Source organism: Candidatus Accumulibacter meliphilus (genome assembly GCF_036625345.1).
Lineage (GTDB): Bacteria > Pseudomonadota > Gammaproteobacteria > Burkholderiales > Rhodocyclaceae > Accumulibacter > Accumulibacter meliphilus.
This window is the reverse complement of the sequence record NZ_JAZKTZ010000005.1, coordinates 366967-384817: the sequence shown is the minus strand read 5'-3', so window position 1 is coordinate 384817 and position 17851 is coordinate 366967. Positions and strand designations below refer to the sequence as shown.

The window sequence follows — 17851 nt, the reverse complement described above, 5'->3', positions numbered from 1 at the left end:
GCACATCGTCGGCAGGCCTTCGCTGTCCTCCGCATCCAAAGTAACAAATGCCGTCCCGCGAACACCAAGCATTGCACCGGGGACGGCGGAGAAATGCTCAATTTGACGGAGCTGTCTTTTCGATCGCATCCCGAAACCGATCACTTCGCGCTCTGTCGTATGGAAAGACCGAATGCTCGATTTCAGCACGCGACAGTCGCCGCAGAATTTCCTGTCGAGATGTATTGCTGGCATTACCCAACATGCAATCCAAAATGCCTGCGCAGGTCTGAATATACCAACTATCACGAATTTTCACATGATCGAGCTTCGCTATTGATCTTTGCGATTCCTGCAACTCAACCGAAAGCCGTTGGAGTACGGATGAACTCACCAAGTCAAGCTCATCCGGTGCACATAATCTGATCTGGAATTCGTTGCACCATACTTGCTGAAGTACACGGAAACAAATGTATTGAAGGAACTCTGCATCGCCTTCCTGCGACGCTTGAGCAGCGGTGTCCAAAGCGAGTAGTCGTATGCCAGCCAAGCTCTCGAACAACGCGCATAGCGAGTGTTTAAGAAGGGTGCCTGAGAGATCTCCGTCATGCCGAATCTCAGTGGAACCCAACATAGCTGTAAGGATCTTGGTGACTTCAATCGCTTTTTCTTCAGAACTTTCACGAAGTTCATGTACTTGTAGGTCGATCTTGGTAATTGACTCTCCGAAATGAGCGGACCTCGCAAGTTCAAGAAATTCCTCCAAATAACGTTTTGCCTCGTCCAACGCTTTGGTCGAACCGCCGTGTGCATGTCGTTCGCACACGGCGGCAAGAAATACCGCTTCCCGCCCATCGATATCAGGCACGCTCGAATCCTTGGTCTTCGGAATTTTGTCCCGGATCGTTAGAGAAAACTCGCAAAGCCGAAGTGCGGTCCGCCAATCTCCTGCCCAAATCATCGCTCGAGCCTGCAACAAGTGAAGGGTGTAGCGATGATCGCCTGCTTCCGCAAGTAGTTTCCGCCGCTCTGTTTGGTCAACCACCAACTCACAAAATTTCCCGGGACTCTTAAGTTGAATTCTCTGCGCCCAAGGATGTTTATCCAGACGCAGCAACGGAGCTCCTCGCGTAAATTGATCAGGGGCCAAGGAAGCTATTCGAATATCCGCAGCTTCACTTAGCATTTCTGAACCCCGCTCTGCCAGCTCAAGAACCAGCGGATTGCCCGGGCTGGGCTCAGACGAAATCCCAACTCTTCTAAATACAAACGCCACGCGACGTAAATGTGTACTGTGAGCCCGATTTATCCTTTGCACACGTTCCAGAACACTCGCCCGAAGAAACTTGCCCCATACCTCCCCAAACTCTGTTTCCGCCTGCTGCATTTTTGGCAGTGAGTCCGCGTTCACCAGCATCTCCAACGCGCTGCTCAGTCGCCCACTCTTATCCCTATCACTCTGAGGACGCAGGTCACCGGTAAGGTGGACATGACACTCATCGAGAAAATCAAACGGATGCAAGATATACTCAATCGCGCTTTCCTCAGCGTTCCCGCCTAACTCACTAGCAGAAATCTTCTTGGCTGCTCGAAATATGCGTTCAGATGATGTAATCAGTACCAATCGTTCCTCAGGCTGCTTGTCATACTCGCAATTCAGCCTTTCCCAGAACGCAAGCGCGACGGCATCAAACCGCATACCAGCCAAGGCGTTCTGACTTTCGAACCTGCCCTCAGCAATTCCCTCAGCCTGATGAGCCTCTTGAAGACGCGTTTGCCATTTATCACGACCCTCAACAAGCCGAGATATAAACGCGCGATGTGTATCGTGGTCAAGATAGGGCCGATCAACTACCTCTTTCGGGAACGGCTGAAGTGCATTCTTTACTTTTAAATATTTCAGGCGGTTCCATTCCTGGGCCGCTGTGCCCAGCCCAAGCCACCCGCGAAACTGGTCTGGCACTGCCGCAACGAGCTGCTCAATCGTCAGTTTTTTGCTGTCGGTTACCGCAACTGTATAGAACTCGTCACGAAACCGCTCCATTTGCTTAGCAACTGCGGCTGTAGAACCTTCGGCTTGCAACTCCTGGGTCAAACGCGCATGCAGTGAGCCAGCCAGAGAGCTCCACAACTCGCTGTGATGCCCAGGCAATGAGAAAACCTTCCGGTCACCAGCATTGCTCGCTTCCAACAAGATATGTCCACTCACTCGTTCGGCAAGACTGTATTCCTGGTCTCTTGTGGAAAACCCATCTTGGGACCTCAGTAGACTCTGTACCACATTTGCATGTTTTGGTTGGGGGCTAACGTAACCCATGACAACATCGTTATCAACGGCAAAATGAAGGCCGCCTCCGAAACGCTGACGGAGTTGCGCTAACTTCCCGCTGCCATCGATGAGGCGCTTCGCAGCTTCAGCAATCTTTGAAGTAGTCGTGCGGTTCATAGAAGTTATCCCCCTGCCGACAACAAGAAAAGTTCAGCGTTGCTGGCTTCATTCATCGATTCATTGATCAGCAATCGCTGATTCTCCGGATCCTGAAAGGCAGATTTGAGTTGAGGAATGGTCATGATCCCTTCGTCGTCCAAGAAGACGGAAACATCCATGAGTCTCCTGACCTGCTGCGCATCCAATGCCGCTTCCACCAAGCGCAATTTGGACACAAAAACATCTGTCAACGCTTCAATTGCGTCAATTGCATCTCCACACAAATTCAAACCGTCTCCGTATCGCTCGATTACTCCAAGGACCAGATCGCGTTGTTCGCTTCTGTTGGACCGAACACATGATTCGATCAAGCGTGTCATTAGGTACGGTAAATAGTTCACGTGACGGGATTCCGAACTTTCGGCAACTAGCATGCTAAGCAAATCGTGACCTTCTTTGGCGAACGTCACCGCCATATCGGATAGGCCTGTAATCACTGACATCGGGCTTGCAATCAGTAGTGGGATACGTTTCGCAAGCTCGTCGCAAACCTCCGCACAACCGAAGATTGAGCCAATGCGAAACGACAACCGTATCGCGGATACGGCTGTCTTATCCGCAAACTCCCATGAGCAAATTACTCTTGCGACAGCAGTTCGGAGAAGTGTCGCGTCGAGGTCGGATCGGAGACTGGAGAGATCTCTTAGATCCGCCATCAAGACAAGCACTGCTTCCTCGTCATCTACGTAAGTTGCGAAAGGATGGAAAGGCTGCGGGCCAACAGCGCTTTCCCCAGTAGAAGACACGGTAGTAACGCGCAGCAAGCTACTTCGCAGCCACTCTTCCAGCGCGATTGACATCGGGATATCTCTTTGAAGACCACTCCACCATTCCGTGTATAGCGCTGTATCACGCATGTTCCATTATCCCAAAAAACTCACTACGCTATCGACCATGTCAGCCTTTGACCGCCCATGACGCAAACGATCCGCAAAAACTTCAGTTCCCTCTGCGACGTCGCCAAGACCCCATCGATTTACGTCCAGGTATCCAAGCACGATAAAGTCAAGGATATCTGTGTGTACAATATCATTTGGGGTTGCCTTTACCATTTCCTTGCAACCATGTTCCAGTCGAACCTGGTTGTAATATATGGCCAAATCAGCCGCTCGTCCCCAATGGGAATCGGTACGCACAACAGAGTCTGTCCAAGCTACAAAGCGCGGATTGTGATCGGCAAAAACGAAAGAAGGCTTAACGCATTCTGGCCCAAAAGAATCTGGCAATTTCACCTCGATGACATAGCGCTCTGTCGGTGATTGGGTCGCTTGCTTTCGAGAGAAATGAACCAAACCAAGCATATCAACTGCCTTTGCCGCCGCTTGGTTATTGAGGCAGCCGCTCAATACATTTCTCAAGCTGCGCGAAGTTGTAACCCAGAACCATCGACGGTGATGGATTCGCGCTCCAGTAGCCAAAGGACGAGTCTTTAATGCTGAAAGCGCCTTGTGTATTCGATCTGCTTGGCGTTTTCGCATTGCAGTCGTATTATGGTGAGAAATTGGAATCGGGGCACCTGAATGAGGATCGGGAAGATCATGAATTCCCAATAGGTGCTGCATCACTGTCGCCAGACTCTTCAAGTTAGAAAGCGGTCCGGTTCCCGTCGGAGCAAGCGTAAATGGATTTGCCGGCCCCGTTCGAATAGCCGTCCAAAGTGGACTCGGTCGTATGGTGGACATCAATTCAGATTCTGTCAGCCGCAAAGCGGATTCCGCGCTTATCGTGCCATGGCCATTCGCCTGATTAACTGTATCCGCATCTCGGACCAGATCACACCACGCTTTGAGAACTATCTCGGCAAGGGGCTTCGCCACAATTCCCCCTTCAAGTGATCGCAACAGATTCGCGACTACCGTTTCGCCTTCTGGAATCGAGTTGAATCTCGACAGGAGACTATGAACCGCAGATTTTTCGCTATCTGTAAGCATTCTTACCCTATACATGTGGCCCCGTTTGAATTCACGGAAAAGGCTCTAGGCTGAGTGAAGCCCTGCTGGTTGCGGTCGAATGGTCGGTGTCGGGGTGTGTTTTGGCCTTCCGGGATTTTATACGAAACGAATGAGGCTCGGTAGCGCTTGTCGGCGAAGCGACCTGCGACAGAGGGTTTTCCGCGAGGTCGACTCAGAACGCTTGGTCTATAAGAGCGTTGAGCCGGCTCCCGGCGGTAGCGTCAGCCTGATGCGCAGGCCGCTAGCGATCGAACGTCTGGTGATGGCGCTCATTCCGCTGCCGCGCCGGCATCGACATGGACAAGCACAGAGACAACGGCAACGGCATCGTTCCGATGGGGTGCTGGAGCGCAACGCATGGCTGTTTCCACCGCGTACCAATGCCACGAATCAACCGCTTGATTGGACCAGCTATAAGTCGTTGATTTGTAACAGACCAGTTCGGAGCGCTCGTGGACTTCTGGCCTTCGACGGAGATCGAGGCGGAGAGAAGAATGCCCCGGAGAGAGTGGAAACGGCCAAATCCGGGCGCCCGTGCGAGACGCTGAAGTCCAGAGGAACCCGCACGAACCCGCGTAAACACGCGGGAGCAGGCAAAAAAAGACCAACCCGATGAGGGGTTGGTCTTTTTGTCTGGTGGGCCCGCAGGGACTTGAACCCTGGACCAAAGGATTATGCTTACCACTACGGCTTTCGCCGCCTCTGGCGAGTTTGTGGTCTGGACTATACCTTCCCGTTACAGGCTGGCCGTCTAGTCTCTACACCTTCCCCCGCGCGACTTGCGGGGGCTTGGCTCGGTATTGGCGTCGCCCGCAGGCCCCAGCTTCCACCGAATTTGACCAGTTCTACCCGCCACCAGCGTGTTGCTGCCGACGGGCAACCCATGAAACCAGCGACTCATCTGACGATGTCCAGGCTGGCTTCGCTAAGTCCTCTGCTCTAACCAACTGAGCTACAGGCCCGGGACGGGATTCTACAGACTTCCGCGGACTTCCGCTTCGCTGAGGCAGTTTTCGATGCGCGCGGTGGTCTGGGCGATATCTTCGTCGAGGCCGATCGAGAAGCGGATCAAGCCTTCGCGCAAGCCGGCCGCTTCGCGCTCTGCGGGCGGGATCTCGGACGAGGTGCTGTGCCCCGGGGTGTTGAACAGGGTCTTGAAATAGCCGAGGCTGACGGCCAGGTAGCCGACCTTGTCGCGTTGCATCAGCGTCATCAGGCGGTTGGCGGCGGCGAGGTCGCCGGCGTCGAGAGTCAGCATGCCGCCATAGCCGTAACCGGGGTTCATCAGCTGTGTCAGCAGCTGATGATGCGGATGGCTGGCCAGGCCCGGGTAATGCACGGCGTATCCCAGCTTTTCGAGCCGGCTGGACAGGTAGAGGGCGTTGGCGCCGTGCTGGCGCAGGCGGATGTGCAGGCTGTGCAGATTCTTCAGGATGCTCGCTGCGCGGGTGCTGTCGAGCACCGGCCCGAGCAGCATGCTTGGCCCGGCGTTGATGTCGGTGAGGCGGGAAATGAAGTCGTGCGCAGAGACGACGCAGCCGGCGACGCAGTCGCTGGTGCCATTGACGAACTTGGTCAGGCTGTGCACGACAATGTCGGCGCCATGGCGCAATGGTGACAGGATCATCGGTGTGAAGGTGTTGTCGACCACCAGTTGTGCGCCGTGTTCGTGGGCGATGGCGGCCAGCGACGGCAGGTCGGCGACTTCGAGCAGCGGGTTGCTGAGCGACTCGCAGTAGAGGACGCGGGTCTGTGGCGTCATCGCTGCGCGCACGGCGTCGTGGTCGCCGAGGTCGACGAAGCGGGTGTTGACGCCGAAGCGCGGCAGCAGGTTCTTGAGCAGGGCGTAGGTGCCGCCATAGATGCTGCGCCCGCAGACGATCTCGTCGCCGGCACCGCACAGGGTCATCAGAGTGGTGCTGATCGCGCCCATGCCGGAGGCCATGACCTGCGCCGATTCGCCGTCTTCCATGCGCTCCAGGGCGCTGGCGAGATATTTGTTGGTTGGGTTGAAGTGTCGCGAGTAGAGGAAGCAGCCTTCGATCTCGTGCTCGAACAACTCCTCCATTCGCTCCGGGCTCAGGAAGGTATAGGTCGAGGAGTCGGTGATTGACGGATTGACGTCGCCGAATTCCCCGAAGACGAGGTAGTCCTGGACGCGAGATGCGGGATTGAAGGCCATGTCGATACCCTCCTGATGGTGATGGGAAAGGCAAACGTAGCACGCCAGGCGTGCATGGAGAAGTGCCGGCGCCCGAGCCTTCGCCTGCGTGTTGAAATGCAGATCAGCCGACAAAAGCACTTGACCGCCAGCGCCTTTTGCCCGTCAATGATTGCCGACGTGCAATCACTGGGCATTTTGTCGGCAGCTTGCTGGCACGTCCCTCTGCGCAGGCCCCCAGGTCGCTGCGCCTTCTGAACCAATGGGAAGAAGAACATGTACAACAATCCACGTTTCCGGATCGCCGTTCTACCCGGCGACGGCATCGGCCCCGAAGTCGTACAGTCCTGCCTGACCATCCTCGAGGTGCTCTGCGAGCGCCTGGGTGGCATCAGTTTCGACTTCCGGCAGCGCGAAGGGGGGGCTGGGCATTATGAAAAGACCGGTGCCGTCTTCTCCGACGACACCCTCGCCGAGTGCCGCGACGCCGACGCCGTGCTCCTCGGGGCCATGGGTCTGCCGCGGGTTTGTTACCCCGATGGAACCGAAGTCTCCGCCCACTTTGATTTGCGCATGGCGATGGATATCTACGCCGGTCTGCGCCCGATCCGCGGCTATCCGCGGTTGCCGCTGGTTTTGGCCGACCAACGCGCGGCGGAGATTGATCTGGTGGTGGTTCGTGAGCAGAGCGAAGGCTTGCTCTCGTCGCACGGTTGCGGAACGCTCGAAGACGACCGGGTGCGGGAAACGATGGTTGTTTCACGCCACGGCAGCCGCCGAGTGGTCGAGTTTGCCTTCGAACTGGCCGGTCGACGTGCCAAGAGCAAACGCCGGCCGGGCAAGGTGACCTGTGTCGACCAGGCCAATTTACTGGCGTCGATGGCCCTTTTTCGCAAGGTGTTCAGCGAAGTTGCCGCGACGCATCCCGAGGTCGAAGTGGAATATGCGCACGGCGACGTGATCGCCGCCAAGCTCGTCAGGGCCCCCTGGGATTTTGATGTGCTGGTCACCGAGAACGCTCTTGGCAGACTTCTTGCCGATTTCTCGGCGGCGCTTGCCGGTAGCCAGAGTCTGGCGCCCAAGGCCGACATTGGCGATCGCTACGCAATCTTTCAGCCGGCCCATGGCAGCGCCGACGATTGTGCCGGCAAGGGCCGCGCCAACCCGGTCGCCCAGGTCCTCGCGGCGGCCCTGATGCTCGACTGGCTCGCCGATCAGCATGCCGAGCCGCGCCTGGCGCACGGCGCCCGCATTCTCGAGCGCGCCGTGGACAAGACGATGTCCACCGTCTGGCCGATCGAGTTCGGTGGCGAGGACGGCACGGCGGCAATCACCCGCGCGCTCATCGCGCACATACGCGGCTGATCTTCTGCACGCCGGGCGGTCGGACTCGCTTTGCCCGCTTTGCCCGCTTTGCCCGCTTCGTCCGTTTCGTCCGCTTCGTTTGCGAGCCCGCCCGTCGCCGAGGCGACGATGCCCGGCAGGCAGCCTGCTAGAATGATGGCCGTTTCTCCGAACAAGGATCAATTCCATGACTTCAGAAGTGAGCCACGCCGACGACCTGTTGCTGCCATGCGTTGAACGCCAGACCGGCGAATCTCCCAGGTGTGCCGTGATCTGGCTGCACGGTCTCGGTGCCGACGGGCACGACTTCGAGCCGATCGTCGACGAGTTCGATTTCGATCAGTTGCCGGCGCTGCGTTTCGTCTTCCCGCACGCACCGATGCGCGCGGTGACCATCAATGGCGGTTTCGTGATGCGCGCCTGGTACGACATCATTTCGCCCGATTTCGCGCCGGGCAGGGAAGAGGCCGACGACCTGGCTCAGTCGGCGCAACAGGTCGCGGCGCTGATCGCGCGCGAGAACGAACGCGGAATTCCCGACGCGCGCATCGTTCTCGCCGGCTTTTCGCAGGGCGGCGTGCTTGCCCTGCATGCCGGCTTGCGCCATCCGCAGCGGCTGGCCGGAATCCTGGCGCTGTCGTGCTATCTGCCGATGGCCGATAAGCTGGCTGCCAAGGCGTCGAAAGCGAACCGCGACGTGCCGATCTTCATGGCGCACGGGCAGAACGACCCGGTCATCCCCTTCGATTTCGGAAAGCGTTCCAGCAAATTGCTAAAAGCGGAGAAATACGCGGTTGAGTGGCACAGCTATGCCGCCGAGCACTCGGTCTGTTACGAAGAGCTGCAGGACATCGAAGCCTGGCTGCACAAGGTCCTCGCCGACGTTTGCTGAGCATGCTGCCGTTGCGCTACCTGGCGGGCTATCCGGACGATCTGCAGCGGCAGGTACGCGCGGCGATCGCCCAGGACCAGCTGGCAACGATGCTGCGCACCAGGTATCCGGGCACGCATGCGGTGCGCAGCGATGGCGCCTTGTACGACTACACCCTGGCGCTCAAGAACCGCTTTCTGCGCAACGCCGACTCGCCCGCCAAAGTGCTTTTCGACAGCCGCCTGCAGCTCACCGCCAACGCCCTGGGAAGCAATGGCAAGCTGGCGCGTGTGCAGGGCGGCAAGATCAGGCGCAAGCACGAGATTCGCGTCGCCAGCGTGTTCAAGGAAGCGCCACCCGAGTTTCTGAAAATGATCGTCGTGCACGAACTCGCGCATCTCAAGGAGCGTGAGCACGACCGCGCTTTCTACCAGCTGTGCAGCCACATGGAGCCGGCGTATCACCAGCTCGAGTTCGATTTGCGCCTCTATCTGACGCAGCGCGAGTTGACTGGCTTGCCAGGCGGATAGCCTGATCGGAGGCACGTGACGCCGGCCCGCACGCCTTACGTTTCCCTCTTCAAGCCCGCGGCCGCTTTCCCCGTGGATGACTAAGGACTAAACTCGTGCCTAATCCATATCACGCACAGGGGAAGTGTCATGCGCCGAGTCGTCTTCAATCAGAAAGGTGGCGTCGGGAAATCGACGATCGCCTGCAATCTGGCCGCCGTCGGCGCCGCGCGCGGGCGGCGGACCCTGCTCATTGACCTCGACGCACAGGCCAATTCTTCCCGCTATCTGCTCGGTCAGGCGCTGGATACGCAGGAGAAGACGCTAGCGCATTTCTTCGACGATTTGCTCGGCCTTGAAGCTCTTTCACGACGAGATTGGCGCCTACGTCGTGCATTCGCCGTTTCCCAATCTCGATGTGCTGCCTGCGGACCCGCGGCTGGAGGAACTGCAGTTCAAGCTCGAATCGCGCTACAAGATGTACAAGCTGCGCGAGGCGCTCGACAAGCTGCAGGTTTACGACGACATTTTCATCGACACTCCGCCGGCCCTGAATTTCTTTACCCGCTCGGCGCTGATCGCCGCCGACAGCTGCCTGATTCCTTTTGATTGCGACGATTTTTCGCGCCGCGCCTTGTACAAGCTGATGGCTAGCGTGGCCGAGATCAGGAGCGACCACAACCGCGAGCTGCGCGTCGAAGGCATCGTCGTCAACCACTATCAGGCGCGCGCCAACCTGCCCGCGCAGCTGGTCGAGGAACTGCGTGCCGAAGGCCTGCCGATCCTCGATGCCTTCCTGTCGGCGTCGGTCAAGATCCGCGAATCGCACCATCAGGCGCTGCCGATGATCCATCTCGACCCGCGCCACAAGCTGAGCGCTGAATTCACGGCGCTTTACGAGCTGCTGTCGCCGCAGGCGTAGCTGGGCGTAGTTGGCCGGTAACGAGATGGCTCGCTACGGGGCAGCTGCAGCGCGTTTTTTCGCCGCGCCGTCCTCGATTGCGCTGACCCATTCCTTGATCTGCCGATAGACGCGCGCGTCCTTGAGCAGGCGCATGTGGCCGAGCTTGCCCAGACTGGCGCTCTGCACGTCGCCGTCGATCGCATGCGCGGTCGCGCTGCCCGGCGTCACCAGGCCGTCGCCGAGGAACCTGCCCAAGGGATGCCCCTTGTCTTCGCTCAGGCTGGCGCCGAGAAAACGGAAGGCGATGTGTGCGTGCGCGGCCGCGTTCTGTGGCGCGCCGGGACCGTGTCGAAGGTCCTTGATTCCCTGACTGCGCGTGCCGGCGATGGTGCCGAGCGGCGCGGTAATCTTCGCAGAGATTCAGCGCCGCGTGGTCAGTTGCCCGAGGCGCTCCACCGGCGAACCCAGGATCGGTGAGCCCAGGCAGATCAGCATCCGCGTCGCCTGCGGCCAGTAGAGTGCGCGTTCGGCAGCCTGTTCGCAGGCGGCGAGCGCGAGCAGGCCGCCCATGCTGTGACCGATGATCAGCAGTTCGCAATCAGGCTGCGGCCACGCCGCCAGCAGGTCTTCGAGCAAGCCCGCCAACTGCCCGCCATTGGTGGCAATCGGCAGGCCGCTGTTATAGCGCAGATAGACCGCGCTGCAAGCGAAGTCGGCGTGCAGTTGCCGGCCGAAATGGATATCGCTCGCCGGGTCCTTGATTTCCCAGCTATGTTCGTCACAGCCGAGGCCGTGGATGAAGACGCAGAGGCGCTTGCCCGCATCGGGAAAAGCAGCCTGCAGCGAAGCGGCATCGAGTGCCAAGCGGCGCCGTTCGCGCAAATCGCCATGCGTATCGCCAGCAGATTGTTGCTCGCCGCCAGATAGTCACCGAAAGCGCCATTGAGTGCGCCGCGCACTCCGCTCGCCAGGCGTCCGGGCGGTTTGCCGGGGGCAAAGCCTGTCGTCCGCTTCTCGACCAACGCCGCGGCGGCGAGCAAGCCGCCGCTGCCGTGACGGATCGCGCCGTAGACGCCGGCCGCGATGGTGTCGTGCGCGCCCCGTACGAGTCGTGCCGGCCCGGAGATCAGCGGCAGCCGGCGCAGGATATCGAAGCAGGTGCCGGCGATGGCGCCGTGCATTTCCTGGACGCGCAGCGTCGTTTCCTGGACCACGGTTTTCGCCGCGTGGCTATAGCCGGTGCTCGGCGCGGGGGGGGCGGGAACTTTTCTGTCAGCGGCCATGTGTGCTCCGGGCTTGAGGCGTTTCCACTACGTTAACCCATTATTCATCGACGCTGCCAGGCTTGTCCCCGTCAGTCAAGCGCTTGATCACCCGGTCAAAGTCGCTTTCAAAGAGCTGGTCCTGCACGATGCGGTAGTTCTCGAACTCGCTCTCGGCGTGCGCCTTGGCCATCTCGGCTGATGCCTTGCCGCTGTCCTGCAGCACGTCGCGCTCGGTGAACTCAAGAAAGGCATCCAGCCGTTTGGCCCAGTCTTCCATGCTCATCGGGATTTTGCGCGTGGCGCGCTCTTCGGCCAGATCGAGGTAGGCGTTGACGATGCGGCCCAGGGCCGTCAACTCTTCGCGGGTAAGGTAGTTCTTTGCTACGGCCACATCGGTTTTGAGGATCTTGCCGTCGGGCGCACGTTCCCACGAGGTGAGGCCCATGTGCGGCGTGTTGCTGTCGGCGCGCCGGGCGATCAGTTCGGCTGCCGTATGACCGTGGATGGCGAAGTGCAGCTTGTTCTGCACCTTGGCGAAGAAGGCTTTGGTGCTCGGCGCGTCGCGGTTGTAATCGACTGCCGTGGCGTAAATATCGGTGATCTTCTGGTAGAACCTGCGCTCGGAAAGGCGAATCTCGCGGATTTCTGCCAGCAAGCGCTCGAAGTAATCCTCGCCCAGGAAAGAACCGTTCTCCAGACGCTTCCTGTCCAGCACATAGCCCTTGATGGCGAACTCACGCAGCACCCCGGTGGCCCACTGACGGAACTGCGTGGCACGCACCGAGTTGACCCGGTAGCCGACCGAGATGATGGCATCAAGGTTGTAGAACTGGGTCAGGTAGCTTTTACCATCGGCGGCAGTTATCCGGAATTTCCGGATAACTGCTTCATCACTCAACTCTCCACTACTGAAAACGTTCTTCAAGTGCTCGTTGACCGTGCGTACGTCAACGGCAAAAAGCTCGGCCATCAGCTTCTGCGTCAGCCACACCGTTTCGTTTGCGTAACGGGCCTCGATGCTTTGCTCGCCGGCCTGAGTCGTGAAGATCAGGAACTCGGCAGTACTGTTGCGGATCAGTTTTTTCTCGCTGGACATCATCCCACCCGCCTTGAAAGTTGCCGGTCGTTGCACACCAGGCGGCACCACCTTGCGACCGCGGACAGTTCTGCCTCCGGGTTGGTCATCCCGCGGATACGGGCTCGCACCTGGCGCCGCTTAGCTTTGGCCGCCGGGTTATTGCCTGGGCCGCAGTGGGTTTTCGCTTTCGTGAAGTCCTCGATCAATCTGTCCACTTGCTGCCACACCTTGCGGGCTCTAGTTTTTTTCAAGTCGCTCTACCATCGGCATGCGCATCCAGCCAGCATTGCCCAAGGGCGGTTAGGCGGTAACGCTGCTTGCTGCTGCGCGGTGTTTCGGGTCGGGTCATTTCCACTAGGTCGGAATCGAGCGCTGGCAAGAGATAAGCCTTGCGGAAATGCTTTTCGTCCTTCAGACCCAGTGCCTGCTGCAGGCCTGCTCGGGACAACCCATCCTGTAATGCCACCACGACCCGCCCAACTTCAGGGGTGACTTCAGGGGTGACTTCAGGGGTGACTTCAGGGGTGACTTCAGGGGTGACTTCAGGGGGACTTCAGGGGCGACTTCGGGGGGCTCCGGCCGGGCCAGGGGGAGAACGGGCAAGCGGATCACAAACGAAAGTCGGTCATCATCCGATTCAAACAGCGGCGCGGGCGAGCCATTTGCGGTCATCAAGCCGGCGAATTTCCCAATCCCCTTATGCCCCTTTATCCAGCGGTTCTTGCCAGCAGTTTTGTCGCCGCGCCGCGAGCGTCGATCAGTGGCAATGAACAGGTAATGCCGACGCAACTCTTCCTCCGTCATACCACAGCCGTCATCGGTAATCACGATGGGCTCGCTCGTCGCCCATCGGTCGAGGCAATGAGACGAGCACCTGCTCCGCATCTGCATCCCAGGCGTTATCCACCAGTTCTTTCAGCGCTTTTTCGGAAGAGGCATATTCTTTGCTGACCAATGTCGCCAGCCGGGAATCGACCTGAAATCGCAATCCGGGTTTTGTCATTAGACTGTCTCAGCTTCCGAAGGATTTGTGACGTTTTCTTGTTCGATGGCGATGCCGGTGAGACTGGAAACAGCAGCTAAAACCAGCGCCGCAGCCATTTCCTGTTTCACCTTCAACTGTCTTTCGAGCTTTTCGCACATGGCTTGATAAGTGCGCAGCCGCTCCAAGACTGCAACGCACGCTGACAGAGTTGGCACTGGTATGGGAATGCTCCCTACCTGCGCTAGATTGAGCCCAGGCTTGTCGCCGTATATGTATCGAGCCAGAAAGTGCTGCCCGCCAAACGCATTGATCATCCAGATGTGGATGAATTCAGCCAGCCAAGGTTCTCGCAAACGAATCAGAGCAACGTGTTGACTGACGTATGCGTCTTGATTCAGCGCAGGAACGGTCGCGCATTTGCCAACATTCCCACCTGTAATTGTTAGTAGTAAGTCTCCTTGTCGCACAAGAGTGCGTTTCCCTTCGGCCTTCGCTGGCAGCGATACAAAGGCAGGATTCTCGAAGATCAGCGCATCGTGCTTGATATCCTGCGACCGAATGAACGAGTAACCTATGCTGGATACGTAGGACTGCCATCCTCTTGAGCCACTGGTGATGTACTCGGACAACTCTGCGAGGGTCTTCCAATCCCAGCCGTCGGGGAGTGGTGTGGCACCATCAGCTATGGAGTCTGCCGAATCCTCGTGCGTTACATCCGGGAGAAGGGCTCCTCTCAGCGCGAGATCAAAGATCACGTCGCGCAGCATGCGCACATCCTCCGGCGCATGAAACAGCCGCCCGAAGTTGTCGGCCAGGCGTGCCCAGGTGGTTTGCAGTTCGTGCGGGCTGGTGGCGCTGGCGACGGCTTGCAGGGTGGACTGGCGCAGGTTGTTTTGCAGTTTGCGGCGGGCCTGCTGCTGCGCTTCCAACTTGTCGCACAAGGCCATCAGCTCATCGACTTTGGCGACGATGCGGGATTGCTCGGTGGACGGTGGCAGCGGCAAGGCTCGGGTCGAAAAATATTCTGTGGACAATCGTTTCTGACCCGCGGTGCCTGTCATCTTTTGTTCGCCCTCAATAGCGAAATACGGCGACCGCAAGAACAGGTAGATGTACCCCGGCAATATGCCAGGGTGAATCGGCCGGAATACGTGAAGCTCGGTCGTGCCTGCGCCGATGCTGTGCGCCAAGCCATCAATAACTGCCGCCTTGCCATTCTCAAAACATGGCGTGATCTTGGCAACTACGACATCGCCATTTCTGAAGTGAGTGAAACCTTTTTTTATGTGCGCCCACTTTTCAGCCTGAGGTGCCAACGCCCTCATATGGAATTCTGAGAATCCGCTCATGGGAATAAACGACGCGGCAGCTTCGTCAGGCGCATCGTTTCTCGGGCCGATTTCTCCAATATCAAGAAGACGAGTCCAACACCATGAGACAGGGAGCTCTATGGCTGACGGAATATCAAGCGCTTCAGCCTCCAGCTTTGGCCGGCGCTTGTACGCTTTTTCGCGAATTAGCTGATCCCTTAATCTTGAGATATCGTCGAGTAACTCATGCGCATCACCGTCAGTATCGAGTTGAGATGTCAATGTGCCTGTAATTGCCAACTGGTACACCATTTCACGGAGCTGCTGAAGACCCCCCGGCGCATTGGCAATATGCCCGAACTCCGCCAAAAACTGCTGCGCATCCATCAGGCATCCTCCCCACGGTTTTCCAGCCGGGCGCGTGAGAGTGCGATGGTTTCATGCAGCTTGGCTTGCAGCAGCTCTCTGGGGGGCAGTGCGGTGAGGTATTTGGCGACGTGGGTGCCGGTGTGATCCAGCTCCAGCAATTCGATCTGCTCCTGCTTCTTGCCACTGCACAAGATGATGCCAAGCGGCGGCGCCTCGCCGGGCTCCTGCTCGTGTTTGGCCAGCCAGCGCAGGCCGAGGAAATCCAGCACGTAGGCGTCTTTCAGCAGCAGCGCGGGGCTGAGCTCGCGGCTGTCGCGCAGCGTGGCCAACTCGCTGGCGATCAGTTGGTCGGGCTGGCGCGAGAGCGCAGTGCGCTCGAACAGCAGGGAATCCAGGCGTTCTTGCAGGCTGCGGGCGCTCCAGCGCTCTTGCTGGCACATCTGCAGATAGAAGTCGCGTTTGAGCGGGTCTTCGATGTAGATCAGGGTCTTGATGTGCGTCCAGCTCAATTGTCTCCGCACTGCGGAGACAATGTTCTGATCGGGAAAGGCTTCGGCAAAGCGCAGCATGTGGCGCAGGTTTTTCTCGGAGAAGCCCCGGCCGTACTCGGCCTCCAATTGTCTCGCCACTGCGGAGACAATCTGCTCGCCGTAGGCGGCGCGCTCGCCCTTGAGCAATTCGCTGTGGATGCGCTGGCCAATTTGCCAGTACAACAAGGTGAGTGCGCTGTTGACGGTACTCGCCAGTTGCTGGCGGCCCTGCTCGATGATCTGGCGGATATCACCCAGCAGCTGGGTATTGGCGGGGGCGGCAGGTGCTTTGCTCATTCTGCCATTGCCTCGGGGCCGAAGTGATGCGCCAGCGCGGCAGCCAGTTCGCTCTTGAGCTGGTTTTCGGTTTCTTCGATTTCGCCCAGCAGTGTTTTGTATTTCTCCAGCAACACGTCCGGGTCGTGGGTTTCTTCTTCCGGCGCGTTGGGGTTCTTGATGTCGAGGTTGAAGATCGGCCAGTAAATGCGGTTGCCCGCCGCCTGCGCGTCGCGGGCTTGCAGGCGCAGCGGTTCGGCCTGAGTGCGCAGTTCGGCAATCCGGGCGTCTATCTTTTCGCGGTACGCGGCGTCGCTGGTGCCGACCAGGCTCTTGCGCAGCTCGCTCGCTTCGCCTTCCAGTCTGGCCGCGGCGTTGTTGAGCTCTTCGGCGCGCTGCCAATGCGGCTTGGCGCCAGCTTCGGCCTGTTCGCGCCTGGTTCTGAAGTCCACCTTCCAGGCAAATTCGCTTTCCACGCGGTCGGCGAAGTCGTTGGCTTCCGACCCCCACCAGTCCTGCTCGGGCTTGAACTCTTCCAGCCGGATCGGCTTGGTTTTCGAGTAGCTCTTGTAACCCGCCGGGTAGGGGTGCTCGTAGAACCAGATCGTGTCGGTGTGGAAGTGCTCGCTGCCGTCGTCCACCATCGCGCCCCTGGTGAAGAACAGCAGGTTGGTCTTGATGGTGGTGTAGGGCGCGAACACGCCTTTGGGGAGGCGGACGATGGTGTGCAGCTTGCAGTCGCGCAGCAGCAGTTTCTTCAGTGTGCCCTTGATGCCATCGCCAAAGAGAAAGCCATCGGGTAGCACCACGGCGGCACGGCCATTCTCCTTCAACAGCTTCTTGACGATCAGCGCCATGAACATGTCGGCGGTCTCGCGGGTGCGCAGGTCGGCGGGGTAATCGCTGCCGACGCCGTCATCCTCGTAGCCGCCAAAAGGTGGGTTGGTGATCAGGCAGTCGACCTTGTCGTTGGCGCTCCATTCGTTCCAGCCGATGCCCAGCGTGTTGCGGTGCTCGATCTGGCTGGGCACGTCGATGCCGTGCAGCAGCATGTTGGTGGTGCATAGCAGATGCGGCAGCTGTTTCTTCTCGATGCCGCGAATCAGTGCTTCGATGGCGCGCCGGTCTTCGGCGCTCGATTTGGCGCTGAGCTGGTTGCGGAAGTGGTCGATGACGGCGGTCAGGAAGCCGCCGGTGCCGCAAGCCGGGTCCATCACCATTTCGCGCTTGTCGAGACGCGGATTGACACGGTCGGCCATGAAGGCAGTGATGGCGCGCGGCGTGTAGAACTCGCCGGCATTGCCCGCACCGCGCAGATCGTTGAGCAACTGCTCGTACATGTCGCCCAGGCTGGCACGGGTCTTGAAGTCATGGAAGTCGATGGCATCTTCCAGCTTCTCGATCACGGCCAGCATTTGCGGGCCGGATTTCATGTAGTTGTTGGCGTCTTCAAAGACCTGCTTGATGACTTTGTGCGAGGGGCTCCGGTTGGCGTCGACCTGATCCTTGAGCGCCGGGAAGAGCTCGTTGTTGACGAAAGAGATCAGCTCGCTGCCGGCAAACTGAGGTTTCTTCTTGCCCTCGTTGTCGGCCTTGTAGGCGGCCCAGTTACGCCAGCGGTAGCGCTCCGGCAAGGGGGACCGATAAGCGGCGCTGTCGTCTTCCCACTCTTCTTCGCGCTGGTCGAAGACCTTGAGAAAGAGCATCCAGGTCAGCTGGCCCAGACGCTGGGCGTCACCGTCGACGCCGTCGTCCTTGCGCATGATGTCCTGGATGGACTTGATGGTGCTGCTGAGATTCATCGTGTGCTTCTCTTATCGAGAGCCTGAG

General features: G+C 58.7%; 14 protein-coding genes and 2 pseudogenes. 4 read left to right on the top strand and 12 right to left on the bottom strand.

The window, feature by feature from the left end; genetic code table 11:
* Nucleotides 1–97: 97 nt before the first annotated feature.
* From V5B40_RS12870 to V5B40_RS12855, 4 genes are all read right to left on the bottom strand, one after another.
* Nucleotides 98–2425, bottom strand: a complete 2328-nt coding sequence (locus V5B40_RS12870; RefSeq protein ID WP_332354865.1) for a hypothetical protein — start codon at nt 2423–2425, stop codon at nt 98–100.
* Between the two features lie 5 nt (nt 2426–2430).
* A complete protein-coding gene (locus V5B40_RS12865) occupies nt 2431–3324 on the bottom strand; it encodes a hypothetical protein (RefSeq protein WP_332354864.1) in 894 nt (297 codons plus the stop codon).
* A 6-nt stretch (nt 3325–3330) separates the two neighbouring features.
* Nucleotides 3331–4398 carry a hypothetical protein gene (locus tag V5B40_RS12860; RefSeq protein WP_332354863.1) on the bottom strand — a complete coding sequence of 356 codons (1068 nt, stop codon included), beginning with the start codon at nt 4396–4398 and terminating at the stop codon, nt 3331–3333.
* A 994-nt stretch (nt 4399–5392) separates the two neighbouring features.
* The gene (locus V5B40_RS12855) at nt 5393–6601 is read right to left on the bottom strand and encodes an aminotransferase class I/II-fold pyridoxal phosphate-dependent enzyme (RefSeq protein WP_332354862.1); all 1209 of its coding nucleotides are present in this window, start codon (nt 6599–6601) and stop codon (nt 5393–5395) included.
* 255 nt (nt 6602–6856) lie between these two features.
* On the opposite strand from V5B40_RS12855, the gene V5B40_RS12850 reads away from it, so the two are divergent.
* The 4 genes and pseudogenes from V5B40_RS12850 (at nt 6857) to V5B40_RS12835 (ending at nt 10226) form a co-directional block, all read left to right on the top strand.
* Nucleotides 6857–7945: an isocitrate/isopropylmalate dehydrogenase family protein gene (locus V5B40_RS12850; protein WP_332354861.1), complete on the top strand. Its 1089-nt coding sequence runs from the start codon at nt 6857–6859 to the stop codon at nt 7943–7945.
* A 166-nt stretch (nt 7946–8111) separates the two neighbouring features.
* Nucleotides 8112–8816 (top strand): alpha/beta hydrolase, encoded by a 705-nt coding sequence (locus tag V5B40_RS12845; RefSeq protein ID WP_332354860.1) that lies wholly within the window; start codon nt 8112–8114, stop codon nt 8814–8816.
* A 2-nt stretch (nt 8817–8818) separates the two neighbouring features.
* Nucleotides 8819–9325, top strand: coding sequence for a M48 metallopeptidase family protein (locus V5B40_RS12840; RefSeq protein ID WP_332354859.1), 507 nt, complete (start codon nt 8819–8821; stop codon nt 9323–9325).
* Nucleotides 9326–9454: 129 nt separating this feature from the next.
* Nucleotides 9455–10226 (top strand): annotated as a pseudogene (locus V5B40_RS12835) (ParA family protein).
* Between the two features lie 33 nt (nt 10227–10259).
* Here V5B40_RS12835 and V5B40_RS12830 read toward each other — a convergent pair.
* The 8 genes and pseudogenes from V5B40_RS12830 to V5B40_RS12795 form a co-directional block, all read right to left on the bottom strand.
* A complete protein-coding gene (locus V5B40_RS12830; RefSeq protein ID WP_332354858.1) occupies nt 10260–10463 on the bottom strand; it encodes a hypothetical protein in 204 nt (67 codons plus the stop codon).
* A gap of 165 nt (nt 10464–10628) precedes the next feature.
* Nucleotides 10629–11072 carry an esterase/lipase family protein gene (locus V5B40_RS12825; RefSeq protein ID WP_332354857.1) on the bottom strand — a complete coding sequence of 148 codons (444 nt, stop codon included), beginning with the start codon at nt 11070–11072 and terminating at the stop codon, nt 10629–10631.
* 459 nt (nt 11073–11531) lie between these two features.
* Nucleotides 11532–12572, bottom strand: coding sequence for a virulence RhuM family protein (locus V5B40_RS12820; RefSeq protein WP_332354856.1), 1041 nt, complete (start codon nt 12570–12572; stop codon nt 11532–11534).
* 226 nt (nt 12573–12798) lie between these two features.
* Nucleotides 12799–13017, bottom strand: a complete 219-nt coding sequence (locus V5B40_RS12815; RefSeq protein ID WP_332354855.1) for a Fic family protein — start codon at nt 13015–13017, stop codon at nt 12799–12801.
* Nucleotides 13018–13211: 194 nt separating this feature from the next.
* Nucleotides 13212–13554, bottom strand: a pseudogene (locus tag V5B40_RS12810) (ATP-binding protein); the annotation flags it as partial.
* Nucleotides 13554–15233 carry a restriction endonuclease subunit S gene (locus V5B40_RS12805; protein ID WP_332354854.1) on the bottom strand — a complete coding sequence of 560 codons (1680 nt, stop codon included), beginning with the start codon at nt 15231–15233 and terminating at the stop codon, nt 13554–13556. The gene V5B40_RS12805 and the pseudogene V5B40_RS12810, both read right to left, overlap by 1 nt.
* Entirely contained in the window at nt 15233–16042 is an 810-nt protein-coding gene (locus tag V5B40_RS12800) for a DUF1016 N-terminal domain-containing protein (RefSeq protein ID WP_332354853.1), read from the bottom strand. The genes V5B40_RS12805 and V5B40_RS12800 overlap by 1 nt, the downstream gene beginning before the upstream one ends.
* Nucleotides 16039–17823: an N-6 DNA methylase gene (locus V5B40_RS12795; protein WP_332354852.1), complete on the bottom strand. Its 1785-nt coding sequence runs from the start codon at nt 17821–17823 to the stop codon at nt 16039–16041. The genes V5B40_RS12800 and V5B40_RS12795 overlap by 4 nt, the downstream gene beginning before the upstream one ends.
* Nucleotides 17824–17851 lie beyond the last annotated feature (28 nt).